General features: G+C 59.4%; 16 protein-coding genes. All 16 read left to right on the top strand.

The window, feature by feature from the left end; genetic code table 11:
* Window positions 1-93: 93 nt before the first annotated feature.
* Genes ACXKZG_RS14365 through ACXKZG_RS14290 form a run of 16 tightly spaced genes read left to right on the top strand, consistent with a single transcriptional unit; the run spans window position 94 to window position 13562 of the window.
* Entirely contained in the window at window positions 94-822 is a 729-nt protein-coding gene (locus ACXKZG_RS14365; RefSeq protein ID WP_488875059.1) for a beta-ketoacyl synthase chain length factor, read from the top strand.
* Window positions 815-1615 (top strand): lysophospholipid acyltransferase family protein, encoded by an 801-nt coding sequence (locus ACXKZG_RS14360; protein ID WP_134823854.1) that lies wholly within the window; start codon window positions 815-817, stop codon window positions 1613-1615. Before ACXKZG_RS14365 ends, ACXKZG_RS14360 begins: the two co-directional genes overlap by 8 nt.
* Window positions 1616-1631: 16 nt before the next feature.
* Window positions 1632-1898 (top strand): phosphopantetheine-binding protein, encoded by a 267-nt coding sequence (locus ACXKZG_RS14355; RefSeq protein ID WP_013201614.1) that lies wholly within the window; start codon window positions 1632-1634, stop codon window positions 1896-1898.
* Between the two features lie 22 nt (window positions 1899-1920).
* Window positions 1921-2169 (top strand): acyl carrier protein, encoded by a 249-nt coding sequence (locus tag ACXKZG_RS14350; RefSeq protein WP_013201615.1) that lies wholly within the window; start codon window positions 1921-1923, stop codon window positions 2167-2169.
* Between the two features lie 10 nt (window positions 2170-2179).
* On the top strand, window positions 2180-2740 hold the full coding sequence (locus ACXKZG_RS14345; RefSeq protein WP_488875058.1) for a COG4648 family protein: 561 nt from the start codon (window positions 2180-2182) through the stop codon (window positions 2738-2740).
* The gene (locus ACXKZG_RS14340; RefSeq protein WP_488876272.1) at window positions 2737-4080 is read left to right on the top strand and encodes an AMP-binding protein; all 1344 of its coding nucleotides are present in this window, start codon (window positions 2737-2739) and stop codon (window positions 4078-4080) included. The genes ACXKZG_RS14345 and ACXKZG_RS14340 overlap by 4 nt, the downstream gene beginning before the upstream one ends.
* Window positions 4067-4414 (top strand): 3-hydroxyacyl-ACP dehydratase FabZ family protein, encoded by a 348-nt coding sequence (locus ACXKZG_RS14335; RefSeq protein WP_488875057.1) that lies wholly within the window; start codon window positions 4067-4069, stop codon window positions 4412-4414. Before ACXKZG_RS14340 ends, ACXKZG_RS14335 begins: the two co-directional genes overlap by 14 nt.
* Window positions 4408-6102 carry a glycosyltransferase family 2 protein gene (locus ACXKZG_RS14330; protein WP_488875056.1) on the top strand — a complete coding sequence of 565 codons (1695 nt, stop codon included), beginning with the start codon at window positions 4408-4410 and terminating at the stop codon, window positions 6100-6102. The genes ACXKZG_RS14335 and ACXKZG_RS14330 overlap by 7 nt, the downstream gene beginning before the upstream one ends.
* A gap of 2 nt (window positions 6103-6104) precedes the next feature.
* The gene (locus ACXKZG_RS14325) at window positions 6105-6527 is read left to right on the top strand and encodes a thioesterase family protein (protein WP_206403001.1); all 423 of its coding nucleotides are present in this window, start codon (window positions 6105-6107) and stop codon (window positions 6525-6527) included.
* Entirely contained in the window at window positions 6527-7129 is a 603-nt protein-coding gene (locus ACXKZG_RS14320) for an outer membrane lipoprotein carrier protein LolA (protein ID WP_488876271.1), read from the top strand. Before ACXKZG_RS14325 ends, ACXKZG_RS14320 begins: the two co-directional genes overlap by 1 nt.
* Complete coding sequence (locus tag ACXKZG_RS14315; protein ID WP_488875055.1) at window positions 7101-9419, top strand: MMPL family transporter; 2319 nt, start codon at window positions 7101-7103, stop codon at window positions 9417-9419. The genes ACXKZG_RS14320 and ACXKZG_RS14315 overlap by 29 nt, the downstream gene beginning before the upstream one ends.
* Window positions 9416-9982 (top strand): DUF3261 domain-containing protein, encoded by a 567-nt coding sequence (locus ACXKZG_RS14310; protein ID WP_488875054.1) that lies wholly within the window; start codon window positions 9416-9418, stop codon window positions 9980-9982. The genes ACXKZG_RS14315 and ACXKZG_RS14310 overlap by 4 nt, the downstream gene beginning before the upstream one ends.
* The gene (locus ACXKZG_RS14305; protein ID WP_346594900.1) at window positions 9982-11139 is read left to right on the top strand and encodes a beta-ketoacyl-[acyl-carrier-protein] synthase family protein; all 1158 of its coding nucleotides are present in this window, start codon (window positions 9982-9984) and stop codon (window positions 11137-11139) included. Before ACXKZG_RS14310 ends, ACXKZG_RS14305 begins: the two co-directional genes overlap by 1 nt.
* The gene (locus ACXKZG_RS14300; RefSeq protein ID WP_346594898.1) at window positions 11132-11605 is read left to right on the top strand and encodes a hotdog family protein; all 474 of its coding nucleotides are present in this window, start codon (window positions 11132-11134) and stop codon (window positions 11603-11605) included. The genes ACXKZG_RS14305 and ACXKZG_RS14300 overlap by 8 nt, the downstream gene beginning before the upstream one ends.
* Entirely contained in the window at window positions 11602-12333 is a 732-nt protein-coding gene (locus ACXKZG_RS14295; RefSeq protein ID WP_488875053.1) for a 3-ketoacyl-ACP reductase FabG2, read from the top strand. The genes ACXKZG_RS14300 and ACXKZG_RS14295 overlap by 4 nt, the downstream gene beginning before the upstream one ends.
* Window positions 12330-13562: a beta-ketoacyl-ACP synthase gene (locus tag ACXKZG_RS14290; RefSeq protein ID WP_338569409.1), complete on the top strand. Its 1233-nt coding sequence runs from the start codon at window positions 12330-12332 to the stop codon at window positions 13560-13562. Before ACXKZG_RS14295 ends, ACXKZG_RS14290 begins: the two co-directional genes overlap by 4 nt.
* Window positions 13563-13709: the final 147 nt, after the last annotated feature.

Here is a 13709-nt window from a genome sequence, read left to right as displayed (position 1 = left end):
GTAAATCCGAGTGCTTTTCGGACCAGGCTGGCGCTATGCTTAGCGGAATGTTCTGCCCTGCAGTCAGCGGAACGCCTTGAGAAGATTGGACGTATGAAATTAGCTTTTACACTCCTCGACTGGCAGGCCAGCGCACCGGGACTGAACGAGCAGGCCGACTGGCAACAGTGGGCCAGCCAGACTCCCGAGATTGATGCCTCCCGGCCGATGGCCAAAACACGCTTTCTGCCGATGATGACGGCCCGACGACTGATGGGCGGAAGCCGCGCAGCCGTAGAAAGTGGTCTGGCCCTGATGGCGCGCCAGCGGGTCGATGCCATTGTGTTTACCAGCCGCCACGGCGAACTGGAGCGAAATCTGCGGATCCTCACCTCTCTGGCGAAGGAAGAAAGCCTTTCACCCACTGATTTCGCTATGTCGGTACACAATGCCGCCGTCGGCAGCCTGACGATTGCCGCCGCCGCGCCGCTGGTCAGTACCTCACTGGCCGCGGGCGTGGACTCTTTTCAGCAGGGGCTGGTCGAAGTCAGCGCGCTGCATTCCGCCGGGTACCAGCAGGTATTGCTGGTGGATTTTGACGGCGCGATCCCCGAATTTTATCACCCTCATGTCGCTGAGGGCGCGATGCACAGTCCTTATGCCGTCGCCTTATTACTGGCGGCGGGTGACGCCTGTTGCTGCCAGTCCAGCCCGGCCAACAATCAGGAAGCGGGCGGTTTGCCGCAAAGCCTGCTGTTTATCCATGCCTGGCTGGCCCGAACCTGTGATTTTACTCTGAAGGGCGATCGGCTCAACTGGGCCTGGGAGTGTCGCTATGACTGACTCAACCTTTAGCCGCCGTTCAGGTACGTCGACCTTTAACCGCGCCTGGCGCATTGCGATGACGGGGATCTGTTTCACCCTGTTTGGCCTCGGTGGTCTGATGCTGTCGCTGGTGTGGTTCAATTTGCTGCTGCTGGTGCAGCGCAACCCTGAACGCCGACGCCAGTGGGCCCGCCGCAGTATTTCCTGCAGCTTTCGCTTCTTTATGCGCACCATGACCTTTCTGGGCGTGCTGGATTACCGCATTGAAGGGGCTGAAATCCTGCGCAGCGATCGCCGCTGCCTGGTGGTGGCTAACCATCCCTCGTTAATCGACTATGTGATGCTGGCATCGGTGATGCCGGACGTGGATTGCCTGGTGAAGGCCGATCTGCAGCGCAACGTTTTTCTGCGTGGCGTGGTGCGCTCAGCTAACTACCTGGTTAACAGCCAGGCCGAAACCCTGCTGCCCGATTGTCAGCAGCGTCTGGCGAAGGGCGAAGCGATCATGATCTTCCCGGAGGGAACCCGCACACGTTATGGTGAGCCGCTGAAACTCCAGCGCGGTGCGGCAAATATTGCCGTGCGCTGCCAGTGCGATTTGCGTATTGTGCACATCCGATGCAGCCAGCGAATGCTGGACAAACAGAGCCGCTGGTACGAAGTCCCGCCGGAAAAGCCGCTGTTCACCGTCACGGTGGGGCAGCGCATCGACAGTCAGCAATTTATGGCAGGGGATGAAGATGCACAGGCGCTGGCCGCCCGCCATCTGACCCAGTATTTGCAACAGGCATTAACCCCAGAACATCAATAATTATTCGGAAACAGGTATGGAAGAGCTAGCGCTTGAAATAAAACAGATGATCATCGACACCCTCAATCTGGAAGAGATTGCCGCGGAAGAGATCGACAGCGAAGCCCCGTTATTCGGCGACGGACTGGGGCTGGACTCAATCGATGCGCTGGAACTTGGCCTGGCGGTGAAAAATCGCTACGGCGTGGTGCTCTCCGCCGAGAGCGAGGAGATGCGTCAGCATTTTTATTCCGTCTTTACGCTGGCGGCCTTTATCCTCAGCCAGCGCAAGCTGGGTGCCTGATCCTTAACATCGCGAGTTATTTATGGATAAGAATGAAATTTATCAGGAAGTTACCGGGCTGCTGGTAAAACTTTTTGAATTAGATGCGGATGACATTAAGCCTGAGTCGCGGCTGTATGAAGACCTGGAACTGGACAGCATTGATGCGGTGGACATGGTCGTGCATTTGCAGAAACGCATCGGGCGCAAAATCAAGCCTGAGATGTTTAAAGCCGTGCGCACGGTGCAGGATGTGGTCGACGCGGTTGACCAACTGATCCGCGAAGGGTAATCCGGCTTACATGCAGCGGCTGTTACAGGCGGTCAGCGCGGTGATGATGATTGCCTGGCCGTTTCTGGTCTGGCTCTCTCTGACGCATCCTGGCTGGCGCTGGCTGTTGCCCTTGGCCGCGGTCCTGTTTTTACTGCGCTGGCTGGCATTACGCGGGCAACATGGCGCGCTTTCGCTGGTGGGGAAATGGCTGGCGCTGGCCGGGGCAGGGTTGAGTCTCAGCAGCCTGTTCCTGCGCAATCATCATCTGTTGCTGTGGTATCCGGTGATGGTCAACGGGCTGATGCTGCTGCTGTTTGGCAGTTCGTTATTCAGCCGGATGCCGCTGGTAGAACGGCTGGCGCGGCTGCGTGAACCCGATCTGCCGCCGCGCGCGATCCGCTGGACCCGGCGCGTGACGCAGATCTGGTGTCTGTTCTTCATTTTTAATGGCAGCGTCGCGCTGGTGACCTGCCTGATTAACAATCTTCTCTGGTGGACGTGGTGGAACGGGCTGGTCAGTTATCTGTTGATGGGACTGTTGATGGCGAGCGAATGGCTGCTGCGTCAGCGAATGAGAAAGCAGGCATGAGCCAGGCGCTGCCTGTCGCACAATGGCTGACGTACTCCGCTGAAGGGCCGATCGCCCGCCGGGGATCTCAACTGTTCACGCGCCAGCACTGGCAGCGTGAGGTGCTGAGCCTGGGCCACGCGTTGCTGGCCCGGCCGCAACAGAAGTGGGCGCTGTGCTTTGAGGACAGCTACCTGTTCAGCATCGCGCTGCTGGCCGCGCTGCATGCCGGCAAAGTCCCGGTGATCCCCGGTCATTGCCGCGAATCTCTGTTGCAGGAACAGAGCAGCGAGTTTGACGCGGTGTTAACCGACATGCCGCTGGCGCTCAGCTGCCCGGTGGTCAACCTGACTGAATCTGCGGCCGGTAATGAGCCTCTGCCCGCGTTGCCGCCGATTGACCCGCAGGCCTGTATCGTCTTATTCACCTCCGGGTCGACCGGAACGCCGCGACAAATCGTTAAACCCGTGAGCTGCCTGGATGAAGAAGCCCGCTGGCTGGCGGATCGCTGGGGCGAGCGTCTTGAGGGATGCACCGTGATCGCCACGGTCAGCCATCAACATCTTTATGGTCTGACGTTTAGACTCATTCTGCCGTTAGCGCTCGGTCTGGTATTTGACTGCCGCCAGGTCTTTTACAGCGAGCAGCTGTCCGCGCAGGATCCGCGCCTGAAATTCGCATTAATCAGCAGTCCGGCCTTTTTGCGCCGTCTGGATCGCACCCTTGCCGCACCGGATTGCCGACTGATCGTTTCGGCGGGCGGCGTACTGCCGTGGACCAGCGCGCAGGAGGTGAACAGCTGGCTTAAGCTGCCGGTGGATGAGATTTATGGCAGTACCGAAACCGGCGTGCTGGCGACCCGCAGCCGCGCAGCAGAAGACGAACTCTGGCAGCCGTTCAGCGGCGTGCAGTTCAGGCAGGATCATCAGCAGCGCTGGTGGGCCACGTCTCCGCTGATATCGGAGCCAGAAGGGCTGCAGCTGGACGATAAACTGCAGTTTACCGCCGTGGGCTTTCAGCTGTGTGGCCGCTACGATCGCATTGTGAAAATTGAAGACAAGCGCGTTTCGCTCAGTGAGATTGAACGACGATTGCTGGCGCTGCCGCAGGTGGTTGATGCCGTCGCACTTTCGGTCAGCCGCCCTGAGCGCAGTGGCATTGGCGTGGTACTGGTGCTGAATGCCGCCTACAGTGAGCAGCAGCTGATCCAGCTCAAACGTGACTGGCGTCATGAGCTGCATCGCTGGCTGGAGCCCGTGGCCATGCCGCGTTATTGGCGGATCGTAGAGACGATCCCGCACAACAGTCAGAGCAAGCGTGCCTGGCCGCAAATACAGGAGTTATTTTATGCTGCCCGTTGAACTCTCCTGCCAGCAACAGGCTGATCAGGCGGAACTGGTGTTGCTCGTTGATGCCGATCTGTTCTGGTTTCAGGGACATTTTCCCGCGCAACCGATCCTGCCCGGCGTTGCCCAGCTGGATTGGGTGATGCATTACGGCATCGCTTTGCTGGCGCCGGGCAAACAGTTCTCCGCCATCGAAAATATCAAATTTCAGCAGCCGATCCTGCCGGGGAAAACCCTCAGGCTGACGCTCAGCTGGCAGGAAGCGAAAAACTGGCTGCTGTTCGACTACCACATCCTCGACGGTGAACGGCCTTTGCGTGCCAGTAGCGGGAAAATCGCGCTGTGCTAACGGCAAACTTCTCGCCCTGCGTGGTGATCCCTTGCTACAACCACGGTGCGATGATGGCCTCGGTGCTGGCCAGGCTGGCGCCGTTTAATCTTGCGGTATTTATCGTTGATGACGGCAGTGATGAAGCGACACGCCTCCAGCTTGAGCCATTACGCAACGCGCAGGTGACGTTGATCCGTCTGGCTGAAAACCAGGGTAAGGGCGCGGCGGTGATGCGTGGGCTGCAGGTTGCTGCGGAGGCGGGATTCAGCCATGCGCTGCAGGTAGATGCCGATGGTCAGCACCAGATTGAAGACTGCCCGCAGATGCTGGCTGAAGCCCGGCAGCATCCGCAGTGCCTGATCTCGGGTCAGCCGGTGTATGACGACACAATACCAAAATCCCGCCTGTACGGCCGCTATATCACCCATTTCTGGGTCTGGGTTGAAACGCTGTCGTTCTCAATCAGGGACAGCATGTGCGGATTCCGCGTGTATCCGCTGGCCCCCACGCTGGCACTGGCCACCCGTCATCCCATCGGTCAGCGGATGGATTTCGATACCGAAATCATGGTGCGCCTGTACTGGGCCGGAACCCCAAGCCGCTTTATCGCCACCCGCGTGACCTATCCGCAGGACGGGGTGTCGCACTTTGATGCCCTGCGCGATAATTTGCGCATCTCGTGGATGCATACCCGGTTGTTCTTCGGCATGTTGCCGCGCATCCCGTCGCTGCTCAGGCGCCCGCGTGGCGAGCATTGGGCGCAGACGAAGGAGCGAAAAGGGCTGGCGGGCCTCAAGTTTATGCTGTGGATCTACCGCATTTTTGGTCGCGGCATCTTTACGCTGTTTCTCTGGCCGGTGATTGGCTTCTACTGGTTAAGTGGCGGCCCGCAGCGCGAGGCTTCACGCCAGTGGTTGCAGACGGTGAAAACGGTTGCGGCGCAAAAAAACCAGCCACTGCCCGCGCGCATGACCAGCTTTCATCATTTCCTGCGCTTCGGCGAGGCGATGCTGCAGAAGATCGCCAGCTGGCGCGGCGATCTGCGCTGGGGCAAAGAGATCGATTTTGCTGCGGGTGCAGAGCAGGCGCTGGCTGCGGGCCAGCCTGGCGGCAGACTGATCCTCGCGTCGCATCTCGGTGATATCGAAGCCTGCCGCGCGCTGGCGCAACAGGTCAGCGGGCTGGTGATCAATGCGCTGGTCTTTACCGATAACGCCGAGCGTTTCCGTCAGGTAATGGATGAGATTGCGCCAGAAGCCAGCAAGCATGTGATCCCGGTCAGCAACATTGGCCCGGAGACCGCCATCCTTCTACAGCAGAAGCTGGACGCGGGCGAATGGGTGGCTATCGTTGGCGACCGCACGGCGGTGAACCGTCAGCGCGGCGGCGTAAGACGGGTGGTCTGGAGCAACTTCCTTGGCAAACCGGCCCCGTTTCCGCAGGGGCCCTTTGTGCTGGCCGCCGCACTGCGTTGTCCGGTGCTGCTGATGTTTGCCCTGCGCGAGCAGGGGCAACTGAAGCTGCATTGTGAACCCTTTGCCGATCCGCTGCTGTTGCCCCGGGCCACCCGGCAACAGGCATTGCAGGACGCGGTCGATCGTTATGCCGCCAGGCTGGAGCATCATGCGCTGATCGCGCCGCTGGACTGGTTTAATTTTTTTGATTTCTGGCAACTGCCGGATCAACCGCAAGAGAAAGAGGAGTAACAGTGTTAAACGACCCGCGTTTTACTGTTGATGTTGAGCTGACCATTCCTTTCCATGATGTGGATGCGATGGGCGTGGTCTGGCACGGCAACTATTTCCGTTATTTTGAGATTGCCCGCGAAAAACTGCTCGGCACGTTCAACTACGGCTACCGCGAAATGAAAGCCTCCGGCTATCTGTGGCCGGTGGTGGATACCCGGGTGAAATACCGCGCGGCGCTGACCTTTGAGCAGACCATCCGCGTGCGCGCCACGCTGGACGAGATTGAAAACCGCCTGCGGATTAACTACCAGATCTTCGATGCCCACAGCGGCCAGCGGACCACCACCGGCTACACCATTCAGGTGGCGGTGGAAGAGGGCAGCCATGAGCTGAGCTTTGTCTCGCCGCCGATTTTGTTTGAGCGCCTGGGAGTGCAGCCATGATGAAGTCTCTGCTCGCGGGCCTGCTGTTACTCAGCGCCGCCGCTCAGGCCGTCACGCTGGACGATTTACAGCATCGTTTCGCCAGCCAGCCGGTGGTGCGGGCGGACTTCAGCCAGCTGCGTGAAATCAAAGGGATGGCGCAACCGCTGAAATCCAGCGGTGAACTGCTGATCGCGCAGGATAAAGGGCTGTGGTGGCATCAGGCCAAACCGTTCCCGCTGACGCTGGTGTTGGATGACAAGCGCATGGTGCAGGTGATGAACGGCCAGGCGCCGCAGATTATCACCGCCGACAGCAATCCGCAGATGTTCCAGTTTAACCATCTGATGCGGGCGCTATTCCAGGCCGATCGCCAGGTACTGGAGCAGAACTTTTCGCTGGACTTCAGCGATCTCGGCCAGCAGAAATGGCAGCTGGTGCTGACGCCGAAAACCTCGCCGCTGGATAAACTGTTCACCACCATCACCCTGCAGGGCGCGGAGTATCTGGATGTGATTAAGCTGAACGATCGTCAGGGTGATAACACCGACATCACGCTGACCAATCAGCGCCTGGCGCCTGCCAGCCTGACCGATGAAGAGCAGAAGCGTTTTGATTTCTAAGTCACCGCGCTTACTGGCTCTCGCCTGGCTAGCGATTTGCCTGCTGCTTGTGGCGGTGCTGGTGACGCTATTGCCCAGAGCGACCATTAACAGCAGCGTGCTGGCTTTGCTGCCCGAGCAAACCATGGGCGACATTCCCAGCGATCTGCAACAGGGTTTTATGCAGCGCCTGGATCGTCAACTGGTGTGGCTGGTGAGTGCCGGTGACAAAAACGATCCTGAGGTCGCTAACTGGATGCTTCAGCAGTTGCAGAGTCTGCCGGTACTGAAGAAGGTTCAGGGGCCAATGACCGATGAACGACAGCAAGCCTGGGGCAAATTTGCCTGGCAGAACCGCAATGCGCTGATCGATCCGGCCACCCGCGCCAGGCTGCAACAGGCGGGTGCCGCGCAAGGCGACTGGGTGCTCGGCCAGCTCTATTCGGCCTTTGCCGGCGTCAGCGGCAAGGAGTTGACTCACGATCCGCTGCTGCTGGTGCGCGGCGCGCAACTGGCGATGCAGCAAAACAGCGGTCAGCTTGGGCTGAGCCAGGGCTGGCTGACCACCACCGATAAGCAGGGGAGGGTCTGGTATTTCCTGCACGCGGAACTGAAAGGTAACTCCTTTGATATGCAGCAAAGCCATGCGCTGGTGGCGCAGCTTACGGCGTTCAAAGCCCGTCTGCAGGCGAAATATCCTGATGCACAGCTGCTGTCACGCGGCACGGTGTATTTCAGTGATTTTGCCAGCCAGCAGGCGAAGCATGATGTTTCTACCCTCGGCGTAGCGACGATTATTGGCGTGCTGCTGCTGGTGTTCTCGGTGTTCCGTTCTCCGCGTCCACTGATTTTGTGTGCTCTCTCGGTGGGCATCGGTGCGCTGGCGGGCATTACCGTGACGCTGCTGGTGTTTGGTGAGCTGCATCTGATGACGCTGGTGATGAGCCTGAGCATCGTAGGCATCTCGGCCGACTACACGCTTTACTATCTGACCGAACGGATGGTGCATGGCGCAGACGCCACGCCAGCCGAAAGCCTGAATAAGGTAATCCGCGCCTTGTTGCTGGCGCTGGGCACCACCGCCATTGCCTGGCTGATCATGGTATTTGCGCCGTTCCCGGGCATCCAACAGCTGGCCGTCTTTGCTGCGGTCGGGCTGACCGCGTCGTGCCTGACGGTGATCTGCTGGTATCCGCTGTTGGTGAAAGGGCTGCCGGTGCGGCCGGTGCCTGCCATTGCCCTGATGGGACGCTGGCTGGGCAGCTGGCGGCGCAATTGCACCGTTCGCGTCGGGCTGCCGCTGCTGGTCGCCGCGATTTCGCTGGCAGGGCTATGCAGACTGCATGTCGATGATGATATTTCCCAACTGCAGACGCTGCCGCAGGCATTGATGGCACAGGAAAAGCAGATCACCCAGTTAACCGGTCAGAGCGCCGACCAAACCTGGATGGTGGTCTATGGCGACAGCGCAGAACAGACCCTGCAACGTCTGGAAGCGCTGGCGCCACAACTGGCAAAGGCCAAAAGTCAGCAGTGGCTGGGCAATTATCGCCTGTTGCCGCTGTCGTCACTGGCGATGCAGCAGAAAGATCATCAGCTGCTGCAACGTGCGGCACCGGGCGTGATGGCGCAACTGCGTCAGGCTGGGGTAGAGGTCGGCAACCCGGATCTGTCAGCAACCCATCTGACGCCGCAGCAATGGCTTTCCAGCCCGAACAGCGAAGGCTGGCGTCTGTTGTGGCTGACCGTTCCTGCCGGACGTAGCGGGGTGCTGGTGCCGATCGAAGGCGTGAAAAATAGCGCCGCGCTGGCCGGACTGGCAAAAAGCTTGCCTGGGGTGAGCTGGATCGATCGCAAGGCCAGCTTCGATCGGCTGTTCGCATTCTATCGCACGCTGCTGGGCTGGCTGCTGGTCGCGGCACTGGTGGCGATCGCGCTAAGCTATATGCTGCGCCTCGGCCTGCGTCAGGGCGCAATCGGCGTTCTGCCGTCGATCCTCTCACTGGGCGGCGGCCTGGCTGCCTTAGCCTTGTCCGGCCATTCACTGAATCTGTTTTCGCTGCTGGCGCTGGTGCTGGTACTGGGTATCGGCATTAATTACACCCTGTTCTTCAGTAATCCGCGCGGCACGCCGATAACCTCGTTACTGGCCGTCACGCTGGCGATGGCGACCACTTTACTGACGCTGGGCATGCTGGTCTTCAGCAGCACCCAGGCGATTGCCAGTTTTGGCATTGTGCTGTGCAGCGGCATATTTACCGCCTTCCTGCTGGCTCCGCTGGCGATGCCGCCAAAAAGGAAAAAAAGATGAAAGTAATCGCGGCGGCCGCGCTGGCCGTGATGTTACTGGCCGGATGTGCCGGTAAACCCGATAGCAGTCGGCCAGAAGCCTGGCTCAAGCCAGGGGTAAAAGTGACGCTGCCGGCACCGGGGATCGATCCGGCATTCAATCAGCAGCAGCTGCTGACCGGCACCTTCAAAGGCAAACAGCAGTCGCTGTTGGTATTACTGAGCGCCGATCGACAGCAGTTGACGCTGGCCGGGCTCTCCTCGCTGGGGATCCGCTTGTTCAGGGTCACTTACGATGGCACCGGCATCCACACCGAGCAATCCATGGTGCTGCCTGAGATGCCGCCAGCCAGCCAGGTGCTGGCCGATATTATGTTGAGCCACTGGCCGATCGCCGCCTGGCAGCCGCACTTGCCTGAGGGCTGGACCCTTAAAGACAGCGGCGATCGCCGCCAGCTGCGTGACAATCACGGCAAGCTGATTACTGAGATCCGCTACCTGCAACGCGGGACGCAACGTGAGCCGATCAGCATTCAGCAGTTTGCGTTTGGCTATCAAATTCTTATTCAACATCTGGACGCCTGATGATCTACATTTCGGCAGTCGGCATGCTTAGCGCGCTGGGTAACGACATGACCGCCACGGCGGAAAATCTGGCGAAGAATCATGCGCCAGGCATGCGCCCCGACAGCGGCTGGCTGTTGCAGGGCAAACCCTGCTGGAGTGGACGGATTGACGCGGCCTTGCCGCCGATCCCGGAGGCGCTGGCTGCGCACCGCAGCCGCAATAATCAGCTGTTGCTTGCCGCGTTACGGCAAATTCAGCCGCAGGTTGATGATGCCATCAGCACCTTTGGTGCCGACCGGGTGGCAGTGGTGCTCGGCACCAGCACCTCGGGATTGCATGAGGCCGACCTTCAGGTGGCCGAAAACGCCAGGGACTACCATTACTATCAGCAGGAGCTGGGCGATCCGTCGCGGTTTCTGGCCCAGCATCTGCAGTTATCCGGCCCGGCTTATACGCTCTCGACCGCCTGTTCTTCCAGCGCCCGGGCGATCATCAGCGGTCAGCGGCTGATTGCGTCAGGGATGGCGGATGTGGCAATTGTGGGTGGCGCAGATACCTTAAGCCGCATGCCGATGAACGGTTTTGACAGTCTCGAGTCCCTGTCGGCGGATCGGTGTGCGCCGTTCAGCAAGCAGCGTAACGGCATCACTATCGGCGAAGGTGCTGCGTTAATGTTGCTGACTAACGTTCCGCAGAAAGTTGCCGTATTAGGCGTAGGCGAGTCGTCAGATGCTTATCATATGTCGGCTCCCCATCCTGAAGGCGAAGGCGCGATCCGCGCCATTGAGATGGCGCTTAAGCAGGCGCAGCTGGCGCCGGGTGCGTTGGGCTACATCAACTTGCACGGCACCGCGACGCGGCTTAACGATCAGATTGAAGCCGGGGTGGTCAGCAAACTGTTTGGTACAGCAATCCCCTGCAGCTCTACCAAGCATCTGACCGGCCACACGCTGGGCGCGGCCGGGATCTGTGAAGCGGCGATAAGCTGGCTGATCCTGACGCAATCCGTTCCGCTGCCGGCGCAGGATTTCACCGACAACGAGCAGGATGATACGCTGCCTGCCTGTGGTGTGTTACTGCAGGGGCGTCCGTTGCAGGGAACGGCGGTGATGAGTAATTCTTTTGCCTTTGGCGGCAATAATACCTGCCTGATTTTAGGAAAGAGTGATGGTTGAATATAAACGCGCGGCAGAGTATTTGCCCCACGATGCGCCGATGGTGCTAATTGAAAAGGTGCTCTCCGTCGGTGAAGAGCAGGCCAGCTGTCAGGTGACGGTCGGCGAGGGCGTGCTGGCACCGTTTCTGACGCCGGATGGCGATCTGCCCGCCTGGTTTGGCATCGAAATTATCGCGCAAACCATCGGCGTCTGGTCCGGCTGGCATGGTCGCCAGCGCCATGACAGCAAGCCGTCGCCGGGCATGTTATTAGGCGGGCGCGGTTATCGCTGTCAGGCTGCGGTATTTCCGGCTGGCGCCACGCTGGAAATCACCGTCACGCTGCTGATGCGCGACGAGAAAATCGGCAGTTTCGACGGCGTGATTACGATTGATGGCGAACGTTACGCCAGCGGCAGGTTGAACACTTATCAACCTGACCGGGAAGAACTCCACCAACTATTGCAACAGGGTAATAACGGATGACGCGTTCAGTATTGGTCACGGGTGGCAGCAAGGGGATTGGACGGGCGATTGCCTGCCGCCTGGCAGCCGACGGTTTCACGGTGGTGGTCCACTATCACAGCGATCGCGCGGGCGGGGAAGAGACGCTGCGCCTGATACAGCAGGCTGGCGGTCAGGGGCGCTGTATCGGATTTGATATCGCCAACCGCGAACAGTGCCGCACCCTGATTGAACAGGATATTGAACAACACGGTGCCTTTTATGGTGTGGTCAGCAATGCCGGGATCACCCGCGATGGCGCGTTCCCGGCGCTGAGCGAAGATGACTGGGACAGCGTGATCCATACCAATCTGGACAGTTTTTATAACGTGATCCATCCGTGCATTATGCCGATGATTGGCCTGCGCAAAGGCGGCCGGATCGTAACGCTGTCATCGGTTTCGGGCCTGATGGGCAATCGCGGCCAGGTGAACTACAGCGCGGCCAAAGCGGGCATTATTGGCGCCACGAAAGCGCTGGCGATTGAGTTGGCGAAGCGCAAAATCACCGTTAACTGCATCGCACCCGGCCTGATTGATACCGGGATGATCCAGATGGAGCCGGTGGCGTTCGAAGAAGCAATGAAGATGATCCCGATGAAGCGCATGGGTCAGGCTGATGAAGTGGCCGGGCTGGCAAGTTATCTGATGTCCGATATCGCCGCATACGTCACGCGTCAGGTGATTTCAATCAATGGAGGTATGCTGTGAACCGCAGGGTGGTGATTACAGGGATGGGCGGCGTCACCGCCTTTGGTAACAGCTGGCCAGAGATTGCCGACAGAATGCGGGCTGGCCGCAATGCGGTCCGTAAAATGCCCGAGTGGCAGGTTTATGACGGTCTGAATACGCTGTTGGGCGCGCCGGTGGATGATTTCACCCTGCCGGAACACTATACGCGTAAGCGCATTCGCTCGATGGGCCGGGTGTCGTTGATGGCAACCCGGGCCAGTGAGCTGGCGCTGGAGCAGGCCGGTTTGTTGGGCAATGCCGTGCTGACCAATGGCGAAACCGGCATTGCCTACGGTTCATCGACCGGCAGCACCGGGCCGGTCAGTGAATTCGCCACCATGCTGACCGAGAAGCACACCAATAACATTACCGGCACCACCTATGTGCAAATGATGCCGCACACCGCAGCGGTCAATGCCGGATTGTTCTTTGGTCTGCGCGGACGGGTCATCCCGACGTCCAGCGCCTGTACCTCGGGCAGCCAGGCGATCGGTTATGCGTGGGAAGCGATCCGTCACGGTTATCAGACGGTGATGGTCGCCGGTGGAGCCGAAGAGCTCTGTCCGTCAGAAGCGGCGGTGTTTGATACCCTGTTTGCCACCAGCCAGCGCAATGATGCGCCTGACACCACGCCGTCGCCGTTTGATAAGCAGCGCGATGGCTTAGTGATCGGCGAGGGTGCCGGAACGCTGGTGCTGGAAGAGCTGGAACATGCCCAGGCGCGTGGCGCAACCATCTTTGCGGAGATCGTGGGTTTCTATACCAATTGCGATGCGGCACATATCACCCAGCCACAGCGGGAAACGATGCAGATTTGCATCGAAGGGGCGCTGCGGATGGCCGGACTGAAAGCGGAAGACATCGGCTATATCAATGCCCATGGCACCGCCACCGAGCGCGGTGATATTGCCGAGAGTCAGGCAACCGCCGCGATATTTGGCGACCGGACACCGATTTCCTCGTTCAAAAGCTATTTCGGCCACACGCTGGGTGCCTGCGGTGCGCTGGAAGCGTGGCTGAGCATTGAAATGATGCGGGCAGGGTGGTTTGCTCAGACGCTGAACCTGACCGAGCCGTCAGAGGATTGCGGTAAGCTGGACTACATCATGCACCAGCCGCGCGAAATCCAAACCGACTACGTTCAGTCGAACAATTTCGCCTTCGGTGGCATTAACACCTCGCTGATTTTCCGTCGCTGGACCGAATAGCATCGCGGTAACACGGCCACCTCATATCCGCCAGCTTCCCGGCGGAGCGCGGTGGCCTTACCCCTTCAACCCCAGTCAGACTCGCGCTTTTAACCCTCTCAACCATCCGTTCAATACTTCATCACGCCTTAATAGTTCATCTTCTAA

Source organism: Erwinia sp. 2186 (genome assembly GCF_057812255.1).
Note: the sequence above shows the minus strand (reverse complement) of the source record. Positions and strands in the feature narration are given on the sequence as shown.

What these genes read in the sequence shown, in the direction of transcription:
- ACXKZG_RS14365 (WP_488875059.1), top strand. Translation starts at nt 94, where the DNA reads ATGAAATTAGCTTTTACACTCCTCGACTGGCAGGCCAGCGCACCGGGA.
- ACXKZG_RS14320 (WP_488876271.1), top strand. Translation starts at nt 6,527, where the DNA reads ATGAAGTCTCTGCTCGCGGGCCTGCTGTTACTCAGCGCCGCCGCTCAG.
- ACXKZG_RS14355 (WP_013201614.1), top strand. Translation starts at nt 1,632, where the DNA reads ATGGAAGAGCTAGCGCTTGAAATAAAACAGATGATCATCGACACCCTC.
- ACXKZG_RS14310 (WP_488875054.1), top strand. Translation starts at nt 9,416, where the DNA reads ATGAAAGTAATCGCGGCGGCCGCGCTGGCCGTGATGTTACTGGCCGGA.
- ACXKZG_RS14300 (WP_346594898.1), top strand. Translation starts at nt 11,132, where the DNA reads ATGGTTGAATATAAACGCGCGGCAGAGTATTTGCCCCACGATGCGCCG.
- ACXKZG_RS14350 (WP_013201615.1), top strand. Translation starts at nt 1,921, where the DNA reads ATGGATAAGAATGAAATTTATCAGGAAGTTACCGGGCTGCTGGTAAAA.
- ACXKZG_RS14305 (WP_346594900.1), top strand. Translation starts at nt 9,982, where the DNA reads ATGATCTACATTTCGGCAGTCGGCATGCTTAGCGCGCTGGGTAACGAC.
- ACXKZG_RS14315 (WP_488875055.1), top strand. Translation starts at nt 7,101, where the DNA reads ATGAAGAGCAGAAGCGTTTTGATTTCTAAGTCACCGCGCTTACTGGCT.
- ACXKZG_RS14340 (WP_488876272.1), top strand. Translation starts at nt 2,737, where the DNA reads ATGAGCCAGGCGCTGCCTGTCGCACAATGGCTGACGTACTCCGCTGAA.
- ACXKZG_RS14345 (WP_488875058.1), top strand. Translation starts at nt 2,180, where the DNA reads ATGCAGCGGCTGTTACAGGCGGTCAGCGCGGTGATGATGATTGCCTGG.
- ACXKZG_RS14335 (WP_488875057.1), top strand. Translation starts at nt 4,067, where the DNA reads ATGCTGCCCGTTGAACTCTCCTGCCAGCAACAGGCTGATCAGGCGGAA.
- ACXKZG_RS14360 (WP_134823854.1), top strand. Translation starts at nt 815, where the DNA reads ATGACTGACTCAACCTTTAGCCGCCGTTCAGGTACGTCGACCTTTAAC.
- ACXKZG_RS14295 (WP_488875053.1), top strand. Translation starts at nt 11,602, where the DNA reads ATGACGCGTTCAGTATTGGTCACGGGTGGCAGCAAGGGGATTGGACGG.